The sequence below is a fragment of the Nocardioides sp. CPCC 206347 genome, from assembly GCF_048654605.1.
Lineage (GTDB): Bacteria > Actinomycetota > Actinomycetes > Propionibacteriales > Nocardioidaceae > Nocardioides.
Genome location: NZ_JBMCYZ010000004.1, coordinates 366,220 through 390,443 on the forward strand (window position 1 = coordinate 366,220; position 24,224 = coordinate 390,443).

14 protein-coding genes are annotated in these 24,224 nt (G+C 69.7%); 9 read left to right on the forward strand and 5 right to left on the reverse strand.

Annotated features, from left to right (window positions below; all coding sequences use genetic code 11):
- Window positions 1–38: 38 nt before the first annotated feature.
- Genes ACOACQ_RS16085 through ACOACQ_RS16100 form a run of 4 tightly spaced genes read left to right on the forward strand, consistent with a single transcriptional unit; the run spans window position 39 to window position 14,110 of the window.
- Window positions 39–12,506: an Ig-like domain-containing protein gene (locus tag ACOACQ_RS16085; protein ID WP_420288750.1), complete on the forward strand. Its 12,468-nt coding sequence runs from the start codon at window positions 39–41 to the stop codon at window positions 12,504–12,506.
- 37 nt (window positions 12,507–12,543) lie between these two features.
- Window positions 12,544–13,164: a nitroreductase family protein gene (locus ACOACQ_RS16090; protein ID WP_420288751.1), complete on the forward strand. Its 621-nt coding sequence runs from the start codon at window positions 12,544–12,546 to the stop codon at window positions 13,162–13,164.
- A 48-nt stretch (window positions 13,165–13,212) separates the two neighbouring features.
- Window positions 13,213–13,617 carry a hypothetical protein gene (locus ACOACQ_RS16095; RefSeq protein ID WP_420288752.1) on the forward strand — a complete coding sequence of 135 codons (405 nt, stop codon included), beginning with the start codon at window positions 13,213–13,215 and terminating at the stop codon, window positions 13,615–13,617.
- Between the two features lie 13 nt (window positions 13,618–13,630).
- On the forward strand, window positions 13,631–14,110 hold the full coding sequence (locus ACOACQ_RS16100) for a glutathione peroxidase (protein ID WP_420288753.1): 480 nt from the start codon (window positions 13,631–13,633) through the stop codon (window positions 14,108–14,110).
- A 97-nt stretch (window positions 14,111–14,207) separates the two neighbouring features.
- Here the strand turns inward: ACOACQ_RS16100 and ACOACQ_RS16105 are convergent, their stop codons facing one another.
- The 4 genes from ACOACQ_RS16105 to ACOACQ_RS16120 all read right to left on the reverse strand — a co-directional run bounded on the left by ACOACQ_RS16105 (window position 14,208) and on the right by ACOACQ_RS16120 (window position 19,183).
- The gene (locus ACOACQ_RS16105) at window positions 14,208–16,499 is read right to left on the reverse strand and encodes an MMPL family transporter (protein WP_420288754.1); all 2,292 of its coding nucleotides are present in this window, start codon (window positions 16,497–16,499) and stop codon (window positions 14,208–14,210) included.
- A gap of 74 nt (window positions 16,500–16,573) precedes the next feature.
- Window positions 16,574–17,161 carry a TetR/AcrR family transcriptional regulator gene (locus ACOACQ_RS16110; RefSeq protein ID WP_378601538.1) on the reverse strand — a complete coding sequence of 196 codons (588 nt, stop codon included), beginning with the start codon at window positions 17,159–17,161 and terminating at the stop codon, window positions 16,574–16,576.
- A 76-nt stretch (window positions 17,162–17,237) separates the two neighbouring features.
- A complete protein-coding gene (locus ACOACQ_RS16115) occupies window positions 17,238–17,921 on the reverse strand; it encodes a response regulator (protein WP_420288755.1) in 684 nt (227 codons plus the stop codon).
- Entirely contained in the window at window positions 17,918–19,183 is a 1,266-nt protein-coding gene (locus tag ACOACQ_RS16120) for a sensor histidine kinase (protein WP_420288756.1), read from the reverse strand. Before ACOACQ_RS16120 ends, ACOACQ_RS16115 begins: the two co-directional genes overlap by 4 nt.
- Window positions 19,184–19,362: 179 nt before the next feature.
- Here ACOACQ_RS16120 and ACOACQ_RS16125 point away from each other — a divergent pair, with 179 nt between their 5' ends.
- The gene (locus ACOACQ_RS16125) at window positions 19,363–19,704 is read left to right on the forward strand and encodes a hypothetical protein (protein ID WP_420288757.1); all 342 of its coding nucleotides are present in this window, start codon (window positions 19,363–19,365) and stop codon (window positions 19,702–19,704) included.
- Complete coding sequence (locus ACOACQ_RS16130) at window positions 19,691–21,004, forward strand: cytochrome P450 (protein WP_420288758.1); 1,314 nt, start codon at window positions 19,691–19,693, stop codon at window positions 21,002–21,004. Before ACOACQ_RS16125 ends, ACOACQ_RS16130 begins: the two co-directional genes overlap by 14 nt.
- A gap of 25 nt (window positions 21,005–21,029) precedes the next feature.
- Here ACOACQ_RS16130 and ACOACQ_RS16135 read toward each other — a convergent pair whose 3' ends face one another.
- Entirely contained in the window at window positions 21,030–21,569 is a 540-nt protein-coding gene (locus ACOACQ_RS16135; RefSeq protein WP_378601547.1) for a hypothetical protein, read from the reverse strand.
- A gap of 209 nt (window positions 21,570–21,778) precedes the next feature.
- Between ACOACQ_RS16135 and ACOACQ_RS16140 the strand changes: the two genes are divergently transcribed.
- The 3 genes from ACOACQ_RS16140 (at window position 21,779) to ACOACQ_RS16150 (ending at window position 24,190) form a co-directional block, all read left to right on the forward strand.
- The gene (locus ACOACQ_RS16140; RefSeq protein WP_420288759.1) at window positions 21,779–23,296 is read left to right on the forward strand and encodes a fatty acid desaturase; all 1,518 of its coding nucleotides are present in this window, start codon (window positions 21,779–21,781) and stop codon (window positions 23,294–23,296) included.
- A 70-nt stretch (window positions 23,297–23,366) separates the two neighbouring features.
- Complete coding sequence (locus ACOACQ_RS16145; protein ID WP_182378523.1) at window positions 23,367–23,561, forward strand: ferredoxin; 195 nt, start codon at window positions 23,367–23,369, stop codon at window positions 23,559–23,561.
- Window positions 23,562–23,569: 8 nt separating this feature from the next.
- Entirely contained in the window at window positions 23,570–24,190 is a 621-nt protein-coding gene (locus tag ACOACQ_RS16150; RefSeq protein ID WP_378601551.1) for a TetR/AcrR family transcriptional regulator, read from the forward strand.
- The last annotated feature ends 34 nt before the right edge of the window (window positions 24,191–24,224 follow it).

Sequence of the window (24,224 nt, forward strand, 5' to 3'; positions counted from 1 at the left end):
GCTTCCGGCCCTCCTCCGCTCCCCCTTCTGGAGGGCTTGTGCCTTTCCGTCAGTTGCTGCGCCCGGTCGGCTACGTCGCCGTGACCCTCTGTCTCGCTTCCACCGTCCTCGGCGGGACGCTCGTGCCGGTCAGCGACGCCGCTCCGTTCGCCGCGCGTGCGAGCGTGTCGCCCGGGTTCCAGTACCTCGGCGACTCCGCGGGCACCACGTTCACCGTCACGATCAAGAACACCAGCACGTCCGACTCCATCGGTGCCGTCGAGGTCGGGCGCCCGGGCAAGTCATGGTCGATCACTGCGTGCCCGGGGGCACCGGCCGGGTGGACGGCCCAGGTCGCCGACACCAAGTGCCGGTACCGCAGCAGTGCCTCCACCGCTGACGACATCCCGGCCGGAGGGGAGAGTTCTGCCTTCCAGGTCACCGCAACGTCGCCGTCCGGGCCCCAGAACCAGACCGGTACGTGGCCGGTCAAGGTCAGCCGCAGCAGCAACTTCGACACCAAGAGCACGCTGATTGCGGCGTCCGCGACGCCTCCCGGCCTGGACCTCACGGCGTACTCGTTCGAGGTCCTCGACGTCGTCGTCGATCCGGAGGAGACCACGCCGGGTGACCCCTGTCCGGAGGCCAGCCGCTCGGCCGAGTCGGCGACCACCGGGCACACGCTGGTGGTCTGCGGACGCAACCGCACGACCGGGACGCTGACGCCCACGGCGTCGCGATCGAGCCTGGCCGGCACCTTCATCGCCGGCGCGGACGGGTTCAGCTCCGGCCCGGTCGCGCCCACCACGGACAGCCGGATCCTCGGCTCGTGGGATGACGTGGCGATCGTTGCGGCGCTGGGCGACGACAAGACGGTCATCGCCCGGATCGGGTCCGCGACCAACCGCACCTCGCCGCTGACCACGCTGGAGGACTACGAGGTGACGGGGGCCTCCCCCAACCACCCGCCCGTGGCAGTCGCTGACGAGGCCGACGTGGCGGCGGACTCGACCGGGGTCGACGTGGACGTGCTGGGCAACGACACCGATGCGGACGGCGACGCGTTGTCGGTGCTGACGGTCGACACCGGCGGGACGCTGGGGGTGGTGACGGACAACGACTCGGATGTCACCTACGACCCGAATGGTGCCTTCGACGGGCTCGGTGCGGGTGAGACCGCGACCGACACCTTCGAGTACACGGTCACGGACGGGAACGGCGGGACGGACACCGCGTCAGTGACGATCACCGTGACCGGGGTGGGAGCGCCCAACACGCCGCCGGTCGCGGTGGACGACGAGGCCGACGTGGCGGCGGACTCGACCGGTGTGGACGTGGACGTGCTGGCCAACGACACGGATGCCGATGGCGACGCGTTGTCGGTTCTGACGGTCGACACGGTCGGGACGCTGGGGGTGGTGACGGACAACGACTCCGATGTCACCTACGACCCGAACGGTGCCTTCGATGCGCTCGGTGCGGGCGAGACCGCGACCGACACCTTCGAGTACACGGTGTCCGACGGCCAGGGTGGGACGGACACCGCGACGGTGACCATCACGGTGACCGGGGTCGAGACGCCCAATGCCGCGCCGGTGGCGGGCGATGACGAGCAATCGCTGGCGGAGGACTCCGCCGGAGTGACGGTGGACGTGTTGGCCAACGACACCGACGCGGATGGGGACGTGTTGTCGGTGTCGGCGATCGACACGGTCGGGACGCTGGGCCTGGTGACCGGCAACGGCACCGACGTCGGCTACGACCCGAACGGTGCGTTCGACTCATTGGGTGTGGGGGAGTCGACCACGGACACGTTCGGGTACACCGTCTCCGACGGAAACGGGGGCACCGACACCGGGACCGTGACGATCACGGTCACGGGTGTCAACGGTGCCCCCGTGCTCGCCGGCATCGAGGGCTCGGCGCTGAGTTACACCGAGAACGCTGCCGCGACGCCGATCACCGCGACGGGCACGGCGGTCGACATCGACTCCGACGACCTCGCCACGGGCACGCTGACGGCGAGCTTCATCGCGGGTGGCCAGGCCGAGGACCGGCTCGCCGTTGACGGCGGTACGACGATCGGCACCGTCGTGGGCGGCACCAACGGGAGCACCCCGCTGGTGATCACGCTCAACGCGACCGCGACACCGGTCGCCGTACAGGCGCTGTTTCGGGACATCACCTACCGCAACGTCTCCGACAGCCCGTCCACGACGCCGCGGACGGTGCGGTTCGTGCTGACCGACGGGGACGGCGGCACCAGCGCGCCGGTCACCCGCGACATCACCGTGGTGCCGGTCAACGACGACCCGGTAGCGGCGAACGACTCCGCGACGGTGGCCGAGGACGCCACCTCGACGGTGGTCACGGTGCTGGACAATGACACGGACGCGGACGGCGACTCGCTGGCGGTGACAGAGGTCGACACGACCGGGACCGCCGGGACGGTGACCAACAACGGCACCGACATCAGCTATGACCCGAACGGTGCCTTCGACGACCTGGGCGCGGGCGACACGGCGCCCGACACCTTCTCCTACACCGTCTCCGATGGCCATGGCGGCACGGACACCGCGACGGTGACGATCACGATCACCGGTGTGGCCACCCCCAACACGGCCCCGGTCGCCGTCGACGATTCCGCGACGATCGGCGAGAACGCCGGTCCGACGGTGGTCTCGGTGCTGGGCAACGACACCGACGCCAATGGCGACACCCTGGCCGTGTCGGTGATCGACCAGACCGGGACGCTCGGGGTGGTCACCAACAACGGCACCTCTGTCAGCTACAACCCCAACGGGGCGTTCGAGGCGCTCGGCGTGGGCCAGACTGGGTCCGACACGTTCGGCTACACCGTCTCCGACGGGCACGGGGGCACGGACACGGCCGTCGTCACGGTCACCGTGACCGGGGCGAATGATGCACCGGTGATCGCGGCGATCGAGGCCGGTTCGCTGGCCTACACCGAGAACGCTGCCGCGACGCCGATCACCGCGACCGGCACCGTTGTCGATGTCGACTCCGACGACCTGGCGACGGGCACGTTGACGGCGAGCTTCACCGCGGGTGGCCAGGCCGAGGACCGCCTCGCCGTTTCCGGCGGTACGACGATCGGCACCGTCGTGGGCGGCACCAATGGGAGTACACCGTTGGTCATCACCCTGAACGCGACCGCGACACCGGCCGCCGTCCAGGCGTTGTTGCGGGACATCACCTACAGCAACGTGTCGAACAACCCGTCCACGACGCCGCGGACCGTTCAGTTCGTGCTGACCGACGGGGACGGCGGCACCAGCACGCCCGACACCCGCGGCATCACCGTGTCCGCCGTCGACGACGCTCCCACAGCGGTCAACGACGCGACCATCGTCGGCCAGGACGCACCGGCAACGGCCGTTGCCGTCCTCGGCAACGACACCGACGTGGACGCGGGTCCGAAGGTGATCGCGTCGGCCAGCGACCCGGTCCACGGCACCGTGGTGCTCACCGGTGGCACCCCGGGCGCCCACACCGGACTGACCTACGAACCCGACGCGGGCTACTGCAACAACCCGCCAGGCGGCATTCCCGACACCTTCACCTACACCCTCAACGGTGGCAGTACGGCGACCGTCTCCGTCACCGTCGACTGCACGCCCAACGCCTCGCCCGTCGCGGACGACGACGCGGCGACCATCGGCGAGAACGCCGGTCCGACGGTGGTCCCGGTGCTTGGCAACGACACCGACGCCGACGGTGACACCCTGGCCGTGTCGGTGATCGACCAGACCGCGACCGCGGGTGTCGTCACCAACAACGGCACCAGCGTCAGCTACAACCCGAACGGCGCGTTCGAGGGGCTCGGCGTGGGCCAGACCGCGTCCGACACGTTCGGCTACACCGTGTCCGACGGCAACGGCGGCACGGACACGGCGGTCGTGACGATCACGGTGACCGGGGCCAACGACGCACCGGTGATCGCGGCGATCGAGGCCGGTTCGCTGGCCTACACCGAGAACGCCGCGGCGACGCCGATCACTGCGACCGGCACCGTTGCCGATGTCGACTCCGACGACCTGGCGACGGGCACGTTGACGGCGAGCTTCACCGCGGGTGGCCAGGCCGAGGACCGCCTCGCCGTTTCCGGCGGTACGACGATCGGCACCGTCGTGGGCGGCACCAATGGCAGTACCCCGTTGGTGATCACCCTCAACGCGTCCGCGACGCCGGCCGCCGTACAGGCGCTGCTGCGGAGCGTCACCTATCGCAACGTGTCCGAGAACCCCTCGACCGCGGCGCGGACCGTTCAGTTCGTGCTGACCGATGGCGATGGCGGCACCAGCACGCCGGACACCCGCGGCATCACCGTGACGCCGGTCGATGACCTCCCGGTGGCCGTCAACGACACCGCGACCGTTGGCCAGAACGCACTGGCCACGGCCGTTCCCGTGCTCACCAACGACACCGATGTCGACGCCGGGCCGAAGGCGATCGCGTCGGCCAGCGACCCGGTCCACGGCACCGTGGTGCTCACGGGCGGCACCTCTGGCGCGCACACCGGGCTGAACTACCAACCCGATGCGGCGTACTGCAACAACCCGCCAGGCAGCCTTCCGGACACCTTCACCTACACCCTCAACGGGGGCAGTACGGCGACCGTCTCCGTCACCGTCGACTGCACGCCCAACGCCGCGCCGGTCGCGGACGACGACGCGGCGACCATCGGTGAGAACGCGGGCGCGACGGTGGTCCCGGTGCTGGTCGGTGACACCGATGCGAACGGCGACTCCCTTGCCGTGACGGGTGTGGACGTGACCGGGACGGTCGGTCTCGTGACCAACAACGGCACCGACGTCAGCTATGACCCGAACGGGGCCTTCGAGTCCCTGGGCGCCGGCCAGACCGTGACCGACACCTTCAGCTACACCGTCTCCGACGGCCACGGCGGCACCGACACCGGACTGGTCACCATCACGGTGACCGGCGTCAACGACGCCCCTGCGATCGCCAACATCGAGGCCGGGGCGCTCGCCTACACGGAGAACGCCGCCGCGACCCCGGTCACCGCGACCGGCACCGTTGCCGACATCGACTCCGCGAACCTCGCGACCGGAACGCTGACGGTCAGCTTCTCGGCCGGGGGCCTCGCCGAGGACCGGCTGGAGATCGCCGGCGGTACGACGATCGGCACCGCCGTGGGCGGCACCGGCACGACGCCCCTGGTGATCACCCTCAACGCGACCGCGACCCCGGCCGCCGTCCAGACGCTGTTGCGCAGCGTGACCTACCGGAACGTGTCCGAGGCACCGTCCACAGCGGCACGGACCGTGCGGTTCGTGCTGACCGATGGCGACGGCGGCACGAGCAACGCCCCGACCCGGCAGGTCAATGTGACGGCTGCCAACGACGCCCCGGTGATCGCCAACATCGAGGCGGGGGCGCTCGCCTACACCGAGAACGCCGCGGCGACTCCGATCACCGCGACCGGCACCGTGGTCGACGCTGACTCGGCCGACCTGGCCACGGGCACGCTGACGGTGTCCTTCACTGCTGGAGGTGCCGCCGAGGACCGCCTCGCCATCGCGGGCGGTACGACGATCGGCACCGTCGTGGGCGGCACCAACGGCAGCACGCCGCTGGTGATCACCCTCAACGCGACCGCGACACCGGCCGCCGTACAGACCCTGGTGCGCTCCATCACCTACGCCAACGTCTCGAACAACCCGTCGACCGCTGCGCGGACGGTGCGGTTCGTGCTGACCGACGGCGACGGCGGCACCAGCGCACCCGTCACCCGCGGCATCACCGTGACGGCTGTCGACGATGCGCCGGTCGCGGTCGATGACGGGACCACCGTTCCCCAGGGCGCCACACCCACGGCGATTCCGGTGCTCACCAACGACACCGACGTGGACGCCGGGCCGAAGACGATCGCGTCGGCCAGCGACCCGGCCAACGGCACGGTCGCCCTCACCGGCGGCACCACCGGCGCCCACACCGGACTGACCTACGCGCCCGACCCGGGCTACTGCAACAACCCGCCCGGCACGACTCTGGACACCTTCACCTACACGCTCAACGGTGGCAGTACGGCGACCGTCTCGGTCACCGTGACCTGCGCGGTCAACGGCGCCCCCGTGATCGCAGCCATCGAGGCCTCGCCCCTGGCCGTCAGCGAGGGCGACCCGTTCGCGCCGATCACCGCAACGGGCACCGTCACCGACACCGACTCGGCGAACTTCGCGACGGGCACCCTGACCGTCGACTTCTCGGTCGGCATCCAGCCCGCTGACCAGCTCGGCATCCGCAACGAGGGCGTCGCGGCGGGCCAGATCGGCGTCTCGGGATCGAACGTCACCTACGGCGGAACGAACATCGGCGTGTACGCGGGCGGTCTCATCGAGCCGCTCGTGGTCAACCTCAACGTGAGCGCCACGCCCGCCGCCGTACAGGCCCTGCTGCGCAATGTCACCTACCGCAGCCTGTCCGACACGCCGGCCGCGTCCCGGACCGTCCGGTTCGTCCTCACCGACGGGGACGGCGGCACCAGCAACGCGGCCACCCGGGCCATCACCGTCACGCCCGTGAACGATGCGCCGGTCCTGCTGATGGGAGACTTCGGCTCCCTCGCGTACGACGCCGGCGACCCGGCGACCGTGATCACGCCGAACAGCTCGGTCAACGATCCCGACTCGGCCAACTTCGACACCGGCAGCCTGTTCGTCGACTTCCCGTCCGGTGGCCACGCCGATGACCGGTTGGAGATCCAGAACCAGGGCACGGCCGCCGGCCAGATCGGCGTCTCGGGAACGAACGTCACCTACGGCGGCACCACGATCGGCACCTTCAGCGGCGGGACCGGCCTCACGCCACTGGTCACCACCTTCAACGCCAACGCCACCCAGCCGGCGGCCCAGGCGCTGCTCCGCGCCATCACCTACCGCAATGTCGCGGCGAACCCGGTGACCACGGACCGGTTCGCCCGTTTCGTGCTCGCCGACGGTGACGGCGGGGTCAGTGGCCCGATCATGCGGACCATCACGGTCACTGCGCCGGCCCAGCCGCCCGTGGTGACCACCAGCGCCGGTACGACGGCGTACACGGAGAACGGTGCGGCCCTCGTCGTCGACGCCACCGTGACGGTCACCGACAGCGACAACGCGAACCTGGCGGGCGCCACCGTCCAGATCACCGGCGGCTTCGTCAGCGCGGAGGACGTCCTGTCCCTCACCCCGCCCGCGGGAATCACACAGTCGTACGACGCCGCGACCGGGACGCTCACGCTCAGCGGCTCCGCCCTGGTGGCGACCTACCAGACCGCCCTGCGCGGTGTCCGGTACAACAACAGCAGCAACAACCCGGCGACGGCCAACCGCACGCTGACCTTCATCGCCAACGACGGCAGCGCGCCCAGCAACAGCGCCACGAAGACGCTCTCGGTCGCAGCGGTCAACGACCCGCCGGCGGCCTCGCTCGAGGGCGCGGTCCTGGCGTACACGGAGAACGCCGCGGCCACGCCGATCACCGTCGCGGGCACGGTCACCGACGTCGACTCCGCCGACTTCGCGGGCGGCACCTACACCGCCGACTTCTCGGTGGGTGGCCAGGCCGAGGACCGGTTGGCGATCCGCAACCAGGGCGTCGCTGCGGGACAGATCGGTGTGTCCGGCGCCAACGTCACGTTCGGTGGCGTCACCATCGGCACCTTCGTCGGCGGCAACCCCGGCACCACCCCGCTGGTGGTCACCCTCAACGCCAGCGCGACCCCGGCCGCCGTACAGGCTCTCCATCGGAACGTGACCTACCAGAACGTCTCCGAGAACCCGGTGACGGCGTCGCGGACCGTGCGGGTCGTGGTCTCCGACGGCGACGGCGGCACCAGCGGTGCAGGCATCCGCACGATCACGGTCGCCAGGGTCAACGACGCGCCCGCCGTCTCGGTCTTCGAAGCCGCTGCGCTGGCCTACACCGAGAACGCGGCCGCGACCCCGATCACGGCGACCATGACGGTCACCGACGTCGACTCCGCCGACCTCGCGACCGGCACCCTCACCGTCGACTTCTCCGCCGGCGGCCTGGCCGAGGACCGGTTGGCGATCCGCAACCAGGGCACGGCGGCCGGCGAGGTCGGGGTCTCGGGGGCGAACGTCACCTTCGGTGGCGTCACGATCGGCACCTTCGTCGGCGGCAACCCCGGCACCACACCGCTGGTCGTGACCTTCAACGCCAGCGCCACCGCCGCCACCGTGCAGGCCGTCGTCCGCAATGTCACCTACGCCAACGTCTCCGAGGCACCGTCGACCGCCGCGCGCACCGTGCGGGCGGTGGTGACCGACGGCGACGGCGGCACCAGTGCCGCGCGCACCCGCACCATCACCGTCGCCGCGGTGGACGACGCCCCCGTCGTCGCGGCGAGCGCCGGGACCACGCCGTACACCGAGCAGGCGCCGGCCGTCGTGGTCGATGCTGGACTCAGCGCGACCGACCTGGACGCGGGCAACGTGACCGGGGCGACGGTCTCGATCGTGTCCCCGCTCGCCGGCGACACCCTGCACTTCACGACGCAGGGCACGATCACCGGTGTCTTCGCCTCGAACGTGCTGACCCTCTCGGGATCGGCGACCCTGGCGCAGTACCAGGCCGCGTTGCGGACGGTGCAGTTCTCCAACGCCACCAACGACGCACCCGGAGCCACCCGGTTGATCGGCTTCCGGATCACCACTCCCGTCGCGTCCAACACGTCGAACAAGACGATCGCGATAACCCAGGTCAACGACGCGCCGGTCGTCGATCTCAACGCCGCGACCCCGCTGGCCTACGCCGAGCAGGCACCGAACCTGGCGGTCGCACCGGCGGCCACCATCGTCGATCCCGACTCCCCGACGCTGAGCTCGCTCGTCGTCACCATCACGGTTGGCCGATCGGCCCTCGACACCCTGCGGCTCGACCCGCTGACGACGGGCTTCACTGCGAACTACGTCGCGGCCACGGGGGCACTCACGATCACCCGTGCGGGCGGCACACTCGCCCAGTTCCAGGCCGCGCTGCGCACCGTCCAGTTCGCCAACACGTCGAACGACCCGGACAGCCGCAATGACGGTACGCCGAACCCGACCGACGCCGACCGCACCTTGTCCGCAGTGGTCAACGACGGGGTTGCATTGAGTGCGCCGGTCACGCGCGGCGTGACCATCACCCCGGTCAACGATGCCCCGGGTGCGCCGACGACGCTGCCGGTCACGACCGGCATCCGCAACACGGCGATCAGTGAGGGAGCGATCCCGGACTGGGCACCGCACATCGATCGAGCCATCGACTTCGTGGGTGGCTCGGTCGACCCCGATGGCCTGGAGAGCAACATCTTCGCCGCGAACGCGTCGGCAGCGACGGCCCAGGGCGGGAGCATCCTGCTGTCGGGCGGCGGCATGACGTCCTACAACCCGCCGGCCAGCGGGACTCTGGCCAGCGACACCTTCGGCTACTCGTTGACCGATGGGACCACGGCGTCGGCGCCGTTCACCTTCACCATCAACTTCTCCGGTGCCGTCTGGTACGTCAGCCCCGGTCAGTCCGGCAACGGCACCTCGGGGAGCCCGTTCGGCACGATCGCCGCTGGTCTGGCGGCAGCGGGAACCGGCCAGCCCGTCTTCGTCTTCGAGACGAACGGCGGCTCCATCGCCAATGGACCCGTGGTGCTCGCCGCCGGCGACAAGCTGCTCGGCGAGGGAATCGCCCTCACCTGGACCGAAGTCGGCTCAGCGGCCCCCGATCAGATCCTGGCTGCTGGGGACCGGCCGGTCCTGACCGCCTCGGGCGCGGACGTGGTCACGCTGGCCTCGAACACCACCGTCGCCGGGCTGAGCATCAACCCGGACGGCGCCAGCAACGGCGTGTTCGGCAACGCCACCTCGGGAGTGAACCTCCGCTCGATGGACGTGACCGACACCGGTACGGCGGCCACCCAGCCCGGCATCGAGATGACGGGGAGCGGCAACGGCCTGACCTTCACTGCGCCGGTGTCGCTGAGCACGACCCAGGCCGGTGCCCTCAACCTCACCGGTGCGGCGGTGACCGGCACCGTCGACTCGATCACGGTCAGCAACGCCAGCACGAGTCCCGGCATCCGGCTGGACAACACGACCGGCACGCGGACGTTCACGAACGTGGCGATCACCACCACCGGCCAGCCCGGTGTCGTGCTGAACAGCGCAGGCACGGTGAACTTCCCGGCGGCGGGCGCGGTCACCGTTGCGACAACGGGTGGCAAGGCTCTCGACGCCACCTCCACCAACCTGGCGACCAGCGTGTTCGACAGCATCACGGTGACCGGATCGAGCTCGGGCGGCGTCCGGCTCAGCAGCACGACCGGCGCGCCGCGTCTCGGCGACGGCGTCGGCACCGACCTGTCGCTGCAGACCACTTCCGGCGCGGCCGCGGCCCTCGACATCGCCAGCACCGACAACGTGATGGTCGACGCGGCCGGCACCGACGCGATCTCGGCCACCGGTGGACCGGCCCTCGACATCCGCAACAGCAACGGGTCGTCGTACACCTTCGACACGGTCAACTCGACGAACAGCGCGAACGATGGCATCAATCTCGACACCAACCTCGTGTCGCCGGTCGACGCCAACGCCGGGGCGATCAGTGGCGCCGCAGGCATCGCGGTCGACGTCAACGGCGGTGCTGCTGTCGTCAACTTCGCCGGCGCGGTCAACGACGGCTTCGGCCAGTCGGTCGAGGTCACCGGCCGGACCGGCGGAGTGGTGACCCTGAGCGGATCCATTGCCGACGGCACCGATGCCGGTGGCGGAATCGTCGTCAATGCCAACTTCGGGGGCAGTACGACGTTCAGCGGCACGTCCAAGATCCTCAACACGGGCACCGCCGGCGCCGTCCTCCTCAGCAACAACGGCGCGCCGGGCGCCGGCCACCTGGTGACGTTCAGCAACGGCGGTCTCGACATCGACACGGTCACCGGCCAGGGCCTCGCTGCGAGCACCGGTCAGGTGGCGGTCACCGGGACGGGCAACTCGATCACCACCTTCACCGGGATCGCGCTGAGCATCTCGGGTACGACGATCGGCTCGGCTGACGTGACCTTCCAGAGCATCTCCGCCAACGGTGCCCCGAGCGGGATCGTGTTGAACGACACCGGGTCCCTGGGCGGCGTCAACGTCACCGGAACGGGCGCAGCGCCCACCGGTGGGGTCATCCTCAACACGACCGGCGCCGGCATCTCGCTGACCAACGCCGACGACGTCTCGTTCAACAACATGCGGATCGCCGGAACCAACCGCAGCGGCGTCCAGGGCGTCGGGGTCACCGGGTTCTCCTTCACCAACGGGATCATCCTGCAGGCCGGTGACTCCGCGGTGAACGACAACGACTCCTCCATCGCGTTCAACACCACCACCGGCGGCCAGAACAACAACGTCGACGGCGCCGTCACGATCACCGGCAACTCGCTCCAGGCCGCCTACGGCGGCGGGGTCGACATCTTCAACTACGCGGGCACGATCACCAACGCGAACATCTCGAACAACCAGATCTCCAGCTCGTTCGACAACGCGCTCTCCCGGCGCAGCGGCATCGCGCTCAACCTCTTCGGTTCGACGACGACGGTGGCCAGCCTGGTCATGGGAACCATCGACAACAACACCGTCACCGGTTTCCCGAGCGGTGACGGCATCACGGTCCAGGGCGCCAACACGGCCAGCGCGACCGCGCCCCAGGGCACCTACGGAACGCCGGGCGGAGCGCGCGTCACGATCAGCGGGAACATCGTCATCGGCGACACCACCAACAGGATGAACGGGTTCGGCATCTCGGCTAGCGTCACCGGGCGTGGCCAGGGCAACTTCGCGATCACCAACAACGGTTCAGCCGGCAGTCCGATGCAGAACATGAAGGGGTCGGCGATCGGCATCGGTGCCGCCGGGGACGTCACCGTGACATTCACGGTGACGGGCAACCGGATCGCCGCCAACAACCTCTTCGGCAGCTCCGGGATCGCGCTCGGAACCGACAAGAACATCCAGGCCGACCTGAGCACGCTCGCGAACCCGGTCGTGCGGGCGACGATCACCGGCAACATGGTCTCGAACACCAGTGGCTCGGGTGTGGGCGTGCTGCACCGCGATTCCAACGGCAGCCTGGACCTGCGGCTCGAGAACAATGTGGTCCAGCTCGTGCAACAGAGCGGTCCCGGCATCCGCGTCGACCACGGCAGCTCCGGCAACGCCGCCTACAACCCGACGATGTGCGCCAGCATCGCCAACAACAACTCGGCCACCGGTCCCGTCGACGGCTTCGGGGACACCACCCCCGGCATCACCCTCTCCAAGCGGAGCGCGCTCGCGGCGACGTACAAGTTCGGACTGGTCGGACTGGTGCCCTCACCGGCGACCAACGCCCAGGTCGAGACGCACCTGACGACGTTGAACCCGTTCAGCGCCCTCGGTGCGGGCTTCTTCGCCGGCAAGAAGGTCGCCGTCCGGACCGGCAGCAACTTCACCAGTTGCAGCCTGCCGGCGGGGGTGTAGGCATCCGCCCGCGGCGGCCTGCCGCAATACTCCCTCCATGAACCCCGTCGACATCGTCGAGCCCCTCCGCTCCCGCTGGAGCCCCAGCGTCTTCGACGCCGCCCACGAGTTGAGCGACACGGAGATCAGCCGACTCCTCGAAGCGGCCCAATGGGCGCCGAGCAGCGGCAACCGACAGCCCTGGCGCTACCTCGTGGCGGTGCGTGGCAACGCGGCCCACGACGTGCTGGTCCCGCACCTGAGTCGCGGCAACGCGGGCTGGGTGCCGCGGGCCTCGGTCGTCTTCATCTCGGTCACCGTGGTGGAGCCCGAGGGCGACGGGCCCGGCGACCCGACGTACCCGCTCCACGACCTCGGCCAGGCCTCCGCCCACCTCACCCTGCAGGCGAAGGCGATGGGCCTGGAAGCCCACCAGTTCGCGGGATTCGACCACGACGCGGTCGGTGCGGCGCTCGGAGTACCCGACCATGCGCGGGTCGTGGCGGGCATCGCGGTCGGGGTGCGCGGCAACCCCGCGGAGGTCAGCGAGCGCGACGCGGAGCGTGAGCACAAGGTCCGGACCCGACGCCCCCTGGTCGAGACGGCGTACGGCGACCGCTGGGGCACGCCCTGGCCGGGGATCACCCCCTCGGGGCCGACCACGGCCGAGCCCGCATGACCTCTGACGTCATCGTCAGGAGACACCCCGGCGGGTGAGGGTCGGGGCATGACCAACACCATCACTCCCCGCACCACCGCTGCTTCCACCACGACCGGGCGGTTCTGGTTCGCCGCCGACGCCGTCATCTCCGGCGTCAACGGCCTCGCGTACCTCGCCGCCGCCGGCCCGATCGCCGACCTGCTCGGCGGGCAGGCCGCCACCTACCGCTGGCTCGGCGTCTTCATGCTGGGCTACGCCGCCGTCGTCGGGCTCTACGCCCGCAGCTCCCTGTCCAAGCGGACGGGTTGGGCGGTCGTCGTCGGCAACGTCGTGTGGGTGCTCGCCTCGCTCGAAGTCGCCCTCACCGGGATGTTCGACATCGACGGATTCGGCCGGGCCTGGGTCGTCGCGCAGGCACTCGTCGTCGCCGACCTGGCCCTCATGCAGGCACGGTCGCTTCGCGCCCGATGACAGACTGGGCGCCATGACCAGTCTCCACGACTTCTCCGCCACCGCCATCGACGGCAAGCCCATCGAGCTGTCGTCGTACGACGGCAAGGTGGTGCTCGTCGTCAACACCGCCTCCAAGTGCGGGTTGACCCCGCAGTTCGAGGGTCTGCAGCAGCTCTACGACGAGTACGGCGACAGCGAGTTCACCATCCTCGGCTTCCCGTGTGACCAGTTCGCCAACCAGGAGCTCGCCGCCGACGACGCCATCGCAGACTTCTGCCAGAAGAACTACGGCGTCACCTTCCCGATGTTCTCGAAGATCGACGTGAACGGCGACGAGACCCACCCGCTCTACCAGTGGCTCAAGGAGCAGAAGGGCGGGCTGGGCAGCGACGGCATCAAGTGGAACTTCACGAAGTTCCTCGTGGGCAGGGACGGCCAGGTCATCGACCGCTACGCCCCCACCACCAAGCCCAGCAAGATCAGCAAGGACATCAAGAAGGCCCTCGCCTGATCGCGAGTTGGGGTTTGTCACGCGCGAGTTGGGGTTTGTCACCGGGTGAGCCGGTGCGAAACCCCAACTCGGCGGTGACAAACCCCAACTCGGTGGATCAGACGCTGACCAGCTCGCGGTCCTCGTCGCCCTTGCCGACGTGCACGGGACCCGAGGTGCGCTCGAGGGACTCGCCCTCGATGTCGACGTTCGGGAGGATCCGGTCGAGCCAGGCGGGCAGCCACCAGGCCTTCTCGCCGAGCAGGTAGAGCACCGAGGGAATCAGCACCATCCGCACGATGAACGCGTCGAAGATGATCGAGGCGGCCAGGGCGAAGCCCATCGACTTGATGATGGCGTCGTCCTCGAGGATGAAGCCGGCGAACACCGCGATCATGATCGTGGCGGCCGCGGTCACGACCCGGGCGCTGTTGCGGAACCCGTCGATGACGGCCTCGTGCATGGGCAGTCCGTGGACGTGTGCCTCGCGCATCCGGGTGACGAGGAAGACCTGGTAGTCCATGGCGAGCCCGAAGACCACGCCGATCAGGAACACCGGCATGAAGCTGACGATCGGCTGTCCCTCGAAGATCCCGAAGGCACCTTCCTGGAAGATCGCCACCGTCGCACCCAGCGTGGCCAGCACCGAGAGCAGGAAGCCCAGGGTGGCGGTCAGCGGGATCAGGATCGAGCGGAACACCAGCACCAGCAGGATGAATGCCAGCCCGATGACCACCGCGAGGTAGACCGGCAGCGCGTTGTTGAGGCGGTCCGACACGTCGGTCGTGATGGCGGTGAGGCCGGTGACGCCGACAGTGGTGCCGGTGTCGGACTCGATCGCTCCCTGGCCGTTGCGCAGTGCCTCGAGGAGGTCGAGCGTGGCCGGCTCGTCGGGACCCGACGACGGCGTGACCTGGATGATCGCGCCGGTGCCGACACCGGTCGGCGTGCCGTTCTCGTCGTACGACGCATTGGTGGCGACGAGGTCCGCACTGGCGACGTCGTCCTGGGCACCTGCCCAGGCCACGACCTTGTCGAAGGCCGCCTGGCGCTGGTCGTCGTTGGCGATGTCGCGGCCGTCGACCACGACCACGAGCGGACCCTCGCGGCCGGGGCCGAACGCCTCGGTCATCAGGTCGGACGCCTGGCGCTGCGTCGTGTCCGACGAGGCGGTGCTGTCGGTCGGGAACGCGAGGTACATCTGCGTGATCGGCGCGGCGAGCGCACCGAGCAGCAGGACGACGCCGAGCGCCCAGGCGACGGGAGCCTTCGCGAGGACCCGCGCCCAGCGGACGCCGTTGTTCTCGACACGGCCGTGCTCGTCGCGCTTCGGCTCGTACTTGCGCACCTGGCCGCGGAACGCCCACGACTTTGTCAGGCCCAGCAGTGCGGGCAGCAAGGTCAGCGCCACCATCACGGCGACGAACACGGTCGCCGCTGCGGCCAGGCCCATGGCCGTCAGGAACGGAATGCGTACGACGGCAAGGGCCGACAGCGCGATCAGGACCGTGAGTCCGGCGAAGACCACGGCGGAACCCGCCGTACCGACGGCGATCCCGGCCGCGTGGGCCCGGTCGTCGGTGTGGTGCAGCTCGGTGCGGTAGCGGGCGAGGATGAACAGCGTGTAGTCGATGCCGACCGCGAGGCCGATCATCGTGGCGAGCATGGGCGTGCTCGAGCCGACGTCCATGACCGCGGTCATCGCGGTGATGCCGGTCATGCCGAGGCCGACGCCGAACACGGCGTTGAGCAGGGGCATGCCTGCAGCGAGCAGCGAGCCGAAGGTCAGCACCAGCACGATCAGGGCGATGCCGAGCCCGAGGAGCTCGGCCGAGCCGCCCGGCGGTTCCATGACGGCCATGCCGGGACCGTTGGCCGTGGCCACCAGGCCGGTGTCGTCGGTGGTCTCGGTGAGCAGGTCCTTGAGGTCGTCGACCGTCGTCGTCTTGAGGTCGGAGGGCGACTTCACGTCCCAGGTGAACGACAGCACGCCGATCCGGCCGTCGCCGGAGAGCGTCACGGCGCCGGGCGGCGTACCTTCGGCTGCCGCGACGGGCGCGACCAGCTGCGGGTTCTCCGCAGCGGTCTGCGGCAGCGTCGGGACTTCGCCGATTAGGTGCTGGATCGCCGCCTGGTAGTGCGGTTCCGCGAGGGTGTGGCCCTCGGGCGCGGCCACCACGATGTTGACCGTGGCGTCGTCGAAGGCGTCACCGGTGTCGGGGAACAGCTCCTTCTGGATGTCGGCGGCCTGCTCCGAGGGGATGCCCGGGATCGTGAACGAGTCCGTCATGGGCTTGGAGAAGGCGGCGGCAAGGCTGCCGACGATGACGGCGAGCAACAGCCAGCCGGCGATGAAGAAGGGCCAACGGCGGTACGCCGTCGAGCCGATGCGGTAGAGCAGGCGGGCCATGTGAGGACTCCTGTGAGGGTGGCGAGGTCGACACAGGGATCGCCCGTGTCGGACCGGATGGGGTGGGGAAGGGGTCAGGCGAGGATGCTGCGGGCATCGCTGACCGCTGCGTCGAAGTGCTCGGAGAAGGTGCGCGTGGTGTCCTCGACGGTGCGTTCCAGCGCGTGGTCGAAGCAGGTGATCAGGATCCGCAGCAGGAGGCGGACCTTCTCGGGCGGGAAGTCGTTGCCCTCGCGCTGCCGGACGCAGTCACCGAGGAGCGTGGCGGCCAGCTCGAAGCGCTTGTGCACCAGCTGCAGCAGGCGGGGTTCGCCCATGATGGCCTCGCGGACGGCGCCCATGGCCTGGCCGGCCTCGGCCCGCTCCCGCGTCGCCTCGTGGGCGATCAGGATCAGGTCGTCGAACAGCTGGCCCGTGGGCCCGCCGGCCACGAACGTGTCGACGTGCTCCTGGTCGACCTCGGGCTCCGGGCCGAGGATGACCTCCGCCTTGCCGTCGAAGTAGTTGAAGACGGTCCGGCGGGACACGTCGGCGGCAGCGGCGAGGTCGTCGATGGTCCAGCCGTCGAACCCGCGGTCGATCGTGAGCTGCACTGCGCACTGCTGGAGACGGAGCGCGGTCTGGGTCCGCTTCGTCTCACGGCGATTGCACAGTTCGTTCATGAGTGCATCTTTGCACCGCTATGAATCGAAGTGCAAGTTTTGTGAGGGCGGTCACGCGCAGGGTGGGCTCGTGGGGTCAGCCGGGTGCCGGGGTGACCAGCCCGTTGTCGTAGGCGTAGACGATCGCGGCGGGCCGGTCGCGCAGGCCGAGCTTGGTGAAGATCCGGCCGACGTGGCTCTTCACGGTCAGCTCCGAGATCACCAGGTCGAGGGCGATCTCGCCGTTGCTGCGCCCGAGCGCCATCCGGCGCAGCACCTCGAGCTCGCGGACGGTCAGCTGGTCGACGGCACCCCGCACGCCCGACGCCTCGGGGCGCGGAGCAATGCTCCGGAACCGGTGCAGCACCCGGCCGGTCACCGACGGGTCGAGCCAGTTGCCGCCTTCGGCGACGGTGCGTACGGCGCGGATCAGGTCGTCCGCCGAGGAGTCCTTCAGCAAGAAGCCCGCAGCGCCGGCGCGCAATGCACCGGACAGCATCTCGTCGTCGTCGAAGGTCGTCAGGACCAGGACGGGCGGACCGTCGCCCCGCGCGACCACCGCGCCCGTCGCGGTGATCCCGTCGACGGTGCGCATCCGCAGGTCCATCACGATCACGTCGACGCCACCGGGCAGGCCGTCGAGGACGGCGGGCACCTCCGAGCCGTCGCCGCACTCGGCGACGATCTCGAACCCGTCGCGTCGGCGCAGGATCCGGCGCAGTCCGGACCGCACCAGCTCCTGGTCGTCGACGAGCACGACCCGCACGGTCGGTTCGATCACGTGGGACTCACCTTTCCGATCGTCCTGCCGCACGGCAGCTCCACCCAGGCCTCGCGACGTGTGCCCCGTTCCGGTCCCAGTCGTACGACGACCTCCCACTCACCGTCCGCGACGCCGGTGCGCAGCGTCGCCCCGAGCTGGGTCGCCCGCGCCTGCATGCCGGCGAGGCCAGAGCCGAGCCCGTCGGCACGGGGTCGACCGGGCGGCAGGGGGTTGCGGACCCGCAGCGTGGCGGCACCAGCACCGGTCACCTGGAACGACACCCGGGCCACGCCGCCGCCGTGCTTGGTGACGTTGGCCAGCGACTCCTGGGCGATCCGGTACAGACCGAGGCCGGCGGCGGCACTGAGGGTGCCGGGGTCGCCCTGCTCGTCGTACTCCACGCGAAGGCCGGCGGCGGACACCTCCTGCACGAGGGCCGCGATGTCGGTGGCACCGGGCAGGGCGTTGCGGTCGCTGGGGCCGTCGGCCATGGCGCTGACGGTGCGGCGGATGTCGGCCATGGCGCGTCGGCCGACCTGTTCGGCGTCGGCGAGCGCTGCGTCGACCTCGGCCACGGCGTCGGCGGTCTCGGCCGGACCGGGCGCGTCGGCGATGTCCCTGAGGGCCCGGCGGGCGCCGGTGACCTGGAGCAGCGAGACGCTCAGCGAATGGGCGACGAGGTCGTGGATCTCGCGGGCGATGCGTTCGCGTTCGGCGGTGGTGGCCTGGGCCCAGGCGCCCTCGCGGGCCGCGCGCTCCGATGCCAACGCACGCATCTGCCACCACAGCATGGCGCCGACGACGAAGCCGAGGAGCACCTCCAGCAGGTAGACGCCGTAGCTGTCGAGGTCGGCAGTGACCTCGGTCGCCACGATCACGACGGCCGCGACCGTGGCGACCACGGCCCCGGGTCGCAGGCCGTCACGGGCGACCGCCTCAGCCGCGATCAGGGCCAGCAGGGCCGGGGCGAGGTCGATGCCGGACGCCACGGGGGACGCCATCAGCACGGCCGCGGCCACGATCGTGGCCGCGCTGTCGATCCACCACGGCAGCCAGCCGCCGAGGCCGAAGTGCACGACCGGTGAGACGAGCACCAGCAGCACGGTCGCGGTCATCGGCTGCACCGGCCACAGGGCGTCGCGTTGGGCGATGGCCACGACGACGGCGACGATCTGCCCGACGAAACAGGTCATCGGCACCCACCACGGGTAGAGGATGTCGCGGCGCGCGAGATTGCGCTCGATCCGCTGGTGCACCCAGCGCGGCAGCCGCCACAACATGACCCCAGCCTAGGCACCCCGCGCGGGGTCGGCATCGGTCCGCGGGAGGTGGTCGGACTACTCCCGTGGGAGGAGTCCAGGTGCCTGCCGTGGACCGATGTCCCTGCCGCTGGTCCTCCGTAGCGTCGTCGGCATCCCCCGGGACACCTCCGTCCCACCGAAGAGAGGCCGTGAGGACCATGACCTGGACCGAGACCCACCGACGCTGGCAGGCGCTGCGCTCCATCGAGGAGCAGTTGGCCGACGCCACGAACCCCGAGCTTCCCTGGAACGACGAGCTCGCGCTGATCTTCGGCGATCGCGCCGGCCTGCTCGCCGCGCTTCGCTACCGCCACCACCTGAGCGTCAACACCCAGATGGACACGCACCTGCCCGAGCGGGTGCTCGAGGAGCAACGCGCCGAGCTGATCCGCCGGACCCGTGGGGTGTTGCGGGTCCTGCAGGCCGAGGCGGATGCTGACCACGTGCGCGGGAGCCAGGACCACCAGGACAAGAGGGGTACGACGCGTGCGGTCGCCTGATCTGCCGCGCTCCTTCGCTGCGTGGACCCTCGCCCACGGGATCCAGCGCGCACTCATCCAGCGCGGGGCGCGCAAGGGTGACCTGATCAGCCGGATGGTGATGGATCCCGCGCTGCGCCTCGACCCGTTCCCGGCGTACGAGGAACTGCGTGGCCGTGGGTTGATCAGCGCCAATGAACTGATCTCGGCGAGTGTCGATCACGCCGTGTGCAACGAGGTGCTCCGTAGCGATGCCTTCGGTACCGCCGGCGGGCAGGGTGAACTGCCCAAGCCGTTGCAGTGGCTGCACCACAAGGTGATCGACCCCGACACCCTGGGCCCGGTGGACCCGCCGTCGATGCTCGCGGTCGATCCGCCGCTGCACACCCGCTATCGCAAGCAGGTGGCTCGCGCGTTCACCGCCCGCAAGGTCGGCCGGATGGGGGACCGGGTCGAGTCCGTGGCGGCCGGCCTGCTCGACGACCTGGACGGCGTCGAGGACTTCGACCTCATCGACCGCTACGCCTCCCAGTTGCCGGTCACGGTGATCGCTGACCTCCTCGGTGTCCCGGAGCAGGACCGCGGCCGGCTGCTGGAGCTGGGCAACGCGGCCGCCGTCACTCTCGACCCGGGCCTGCCGTGGCGCGAGTTCCGCCGGGCCGAACGTGCCATCCGCGAGATGCACACGTGGTTTCGCGGTCACGTCGAGAGAATCGAGGCGAATCCCGGCGACGACCTGATCAGTCAGCTCGTCCTGCTCGACGGCCCCGACCGGCTGGACCCGGTCGAGCTGCGCCAGGTCGGCCTGCTGGTGCTCGCGGCCGGCTTCGAGACGACCGTGAACCTCATCGGCAACGCCGTGGCGATGCTGGACGAGCACCCCGAACAGCTGGCCTGGCTGCTGCAGAATCCCGACGGCTGGGGCAATGCGGTGGACGAGGTGCTCCGGCACCAGTCGCCGGTGCAGCTCACCTTGCGGATCGCGCTGCGCGAGACCGTGGTGGCCGGAAAGGTGTTCGAACCGGGCCACGGCATCCTGCTCTACTTCGGCGGTGCCAACCGCGACCCGGCCGTCTTCGAGAACCCTGCGGCGTTCGACGTGACGCGCACCAATGCCGACCAGCACCTCGGCTTCTCGGCGGGTGTGCACTTCTGTCTCGGTGCGAGCCTGGCCCGGCTCGAAGCCGCGGTGGCGTTGCGAGCGTTGTACGAGCGCTACCCGGACCTCCGCGTGGCGAGCGCTCCCGAGCGTCGTGGCACGCGCGTGCTGCGGGGCTTCGAGCACCTGCCGGTGACGACCGGGGCCCGGGTCGTCGCCTGACGGTGCTCACCAGCCAGGGCGCAGGTCAGAGGCGCTGGATCGGACCACTCGAGGCGCCCACCACGCCGAATGCCTCACGCAGCCCGGACGCCTGGCCGCCGGACTCCAGCGCGTCGGCGAGCTTGCCGACCGGGCGCGCCCACGGCCACACGTGCACGACCATCAGGACCAGTGCGACGAGTGCGCCGCCGGCGTAGATGAGGAAGCCACCATCGGTCAGCACGAAGGCCAGCGCGAGCGACAGGATCGCGATCGTCTCGCTGAGGGCGAAGCGCACGATCATGGTCGACTGCCAGCTTGCCCTGGCCTGGGCCTCGGCGTCGTCGCCGGTGAGCGAGGGATCCAGTGCAGCGACGTGGTAGCCGATCGCCTCGAGCACGGTGTGGACGGCGATGCCGGCAACCACCTGGGCGATCGGGACCCACAGCGGCGGAGCCTCGTCGACCGGGAGCACGAAGAAGCACGCCAGTCCGATGAAGACCAGGGCCCCCATCAGCGAGCCGCTCAGGATCCGGGTCGACGTGGCGAACGGGGCGGCGGCAGGCGCGGGCGTGGTTGACGGCATGACGTGACACTACCGAGCACCGTGAGCCCTCCGGGGCGCAGCCGCGGGCCGTCCGGGCCAACGGTGACCGGCGTCATCCACTTTACAGATCACTGGGGGTTGTCAAATGCCCTTTACAAGTCGTACCGTCTTGTCAAGCGACATTGAACGTCGCTGCCGCTGTGCCCGGGGAGGGACCCAGCGTGTACCCAGATGGAAGGCAGAGATCGATGGAGACCTCGAGCGCCGGGATGAATCCCGAGCAGATCGGCAAGACCGTCCCCGACGGTTCCACCGAGAAGTGGAAGGACAAGAAGCGCTACCTGTGGCTTCTTGGGCTGATGGTGCCCGGGCTCGGCATCACTGCCGTCATCGCGTGGCTCTACACCGACTGGATGTGGCTGCTGCTCGCCGGACCGATCCTGGTGAACGCGGTCATCCCGCTGCTCGACCTGGCGCTCGGCCTCGACCCGTCCAACCCGCCGGACGACGTGATGGAGGAGCTCGAGAACGACAAGTACTACCGCTGGGTGGTCTACGCGTACATCCCGCTCCAGTTCTTCATCCTGTTCGCGGGCTTCGCCATCATCGCGGGCACCAACCCCGTCGCCTGGTTCACCGACCTCGTCGGCGCGACCAGCTGGGTCACCGACAACCTCGGTGCCGACCTCGTGCGCTCGGTCGACATGACCTGGTACGAGAAGCTCTTCCTCGCCGTGTCGATCGCCGGCGTCCAGGGCATTGCGATCAACACGGCCCACGAGCTCGGCCACAAGAAGGAGAACGTCGAGCGCTGGCTCAGCAAGATCGCCCTCGCGCCGACCTTCTACGGCCACTTCTACATCGAGCACAACCGGGGCCACCACGTCCGCGTCGCCACCCCCGAGGACCCCGCGTCCAGCCGCCTGGGTGAGTCGTTCTGGGCCTTCTGGCCGCGCACCGTCATGGGCTCGCTCAAGTCCGGGTGGGGCGTCGAGGCCAAGCGCTACAAGCGCAAGGGCACGCACCCGTTCCACGTCGGCAACGACGTGCTCAACGCCTGGGTGATGTCGGCAGTCCTGTACGGCGGCATGTTCGCGTTGTTCGGCTGGCAGATCGCGCCGTACGCCCTGGTCACGATCGTCTTCGGCTTCTCGCTGCTGGAGATCATCAACTACCTCGAGCACTACGGCATGAAGCGCCAGAAGGTCGGCGAGAAGCAGCGCTACGAGCGGGTGCTGCCGATGCACAGCTGGAACAGCAACAACATCGTCACCAACCTGTTCCTGTACCACCTGCAGCGCCACAGCGACCACCACGCCAACCCGACCCGGCGCTACCAGACGCTGCGCGACTTCAAGGAGTCGCCGGCCCTGCCGACCGGCTACGCCGGCATGCTGACCCTCGCCCTGTTCCCGCCGCTGTGGCGCAAGGTGATGGACCACCGCGTGGTCGAGCACCTCGACGGCGACGTCACCCTGGCCAACATCCACCCGAGGAAGGTGGAGAAGTACCTCGCCAAGTTCCCGCCGCCGGAGGTGCACGTCCAGCACGAGGACCACTGGCTGCAGAACCAGACGGGCGAGGTCCTCGCCGCCAAGTGCCCCGGCTGCTCCTACACCTACGAGGTGGCTGCGGGCGACGAGCACCAGGGCTTCGCAGCGGGTACGGCGTGGGCCGACATCCCCGAGGACTGGTTCTGCCCTGACTGCGGCGTCCGGGACAAGGCAGACTTTGTCCCCTTCGACCCCGAGAAGATTGAGGCCTGATCCAGATGAACCACCCCACGAAGTTCTTCTCCCCCGCTTCGCTCCTCCGAACAACTTCGCGGGGGCCCCGGTGAAGATCGTCGCTGACCTGAACAAGTGTGAAGGCCTCGGCATGTGCGAGGCCATGGCCAACGACTACTTCATGGTCGACGAGGACGAGGACAAGGTCGAGGTGCTCGACGACTCGCCCCCGGAGGCGGATCGCGCGCACGTCTACGCTGCAGTCCAGGCTTGCCCCGTCCTTGCGCTGACCCTGGAAGGCTGATTTTCCCGATGTCGATTCTCGCGGGACGTCCCGCGAAGGCGTACGAGGTTGTCTCCCCTGCGGGGGAGGCAGCCTCGTCGCTGCGGGATCGCCTGATCGATTCCGCGGTCGGGGTCATGACGACCGCCGGCTGGGGGAAGGTCACCATGGCCCGCCTGGCCGACGAGGTCGGCGTCAGCCGGCAGACGGTCTACAACGAGATCGGCACCAAGAACGACCTCGCCGAAGCGATGGTCATGCGCGAGCTCGACCGGTTCCTCGCCGGCGTGACGCGCTCGTTCGACGAGAACCCGGCCGACCTGATCAACGCGATCCGCGCCTCCGCGCGCCGCGTGCTGAAGTACGCCGAGGACAACGCCCTGCTCCACGCGGTCGTGTCCGCCACCCATGGCGCCGACACCGAGCTGCTGCCGCTGCTGACCACCCACTCGGAGTACCTCCTCGAGGGAGCCAAGACCGTCATCTCCGAGCGCGTGGCGTCGTACGACGTCGACCTGCCCGCGGAACGTCTCGACGCCAGCATCGACATGGTCGTGAGGCTGGTGCTCAGTCACGTCATGCAGCCGTCGGGCGACCCGGCCCGGACGGGCGACGACATCGCATGGATCGCTGAACGCGTCCTGCGCTGACCGGTATCCTCCCTGTGGGAGGACTACCGGGTCA

What these genes read in the sequence shown, in the direction of transcription:
- ACOACQ_RS16105 (WP_420288754.1), bottom strand. Translation starts at nt 16,499, where the DNA reads ATGGCCCGCCTGCTCTACCGCATCGGCTCGACGGCGTACCGCCGTTGG.
- ACOACQ_RS16095 (WP_420288752.1), top strand. Translation starts at nt 13,213, where the DNA reads ATGACCAACACCATCACTCCCCGCACCACCGCTGCTTCCACCACGACC.
- ACOACQ_RS16125 (WP_420288757.1), top strand. Translation starts at nt 19,363, where the DNA reads ATGACCTGGACCGAGACCCACCGACGCTGGCAGGCGCTGCGCTCCATC.
- ACOACQ_RS16140 (WP_420288759.1), top strand. Translation starts at nt 21,779, where the DNA reads ATGGAGACCTCGAGCGCCGGGATGAATCCCGAGCAGATCGGCAAGACC.
- ACOACQ_RS16110 (WP_378601538.1), bottom strand. Translation starts at nt 17,161, where the DNA reads ATGAACGAACTGTGCAATCGCCGTGAGACGAAGCGGACCCAGACCGCG.
- ACOACQ_RS16090 (WP_420288751.1), top strand. Translation starts at nt 12,544, where the DNA reads ATGAACCCCGTCGACATCGTCGAGCCCCTCCGCTCCCGCTGGAGCCCC.
- ACOACQ_RS16135 (WP_378601547.1), bottom strand. Translation starts at nt 21,569, where the DNA reads ATGCCGTCAACCACGCCCGCGCCTGCCGCCGCCCCGTTCGCCACGTCG.
- ACOACQ_RS16100 (WP_420288753.1), top strand. Translation starts at nt 13,631, where the DNA reads ATGACCAGTCTCCACGACTTCTCCGCCACCGCCATCGACGGCAAGCCC.
- ACOACQ_RS16150 (WP_378601551.1), top strand. Translation starts at nt 23,570, where the DNA reads ATGTCGATTCTCGCGGGACGTCCCGCGAAGGCGTACGAGGTTGTCTCC.
- ACOACQ_RS16120 (WP_420288756.1), bottom strand. Translation starts at nt 19,183, where the DNA reads ATGTTGTGGCGGCTGCCGCGCTGGGTGCACCAGCGGATCGAGCGCAAT.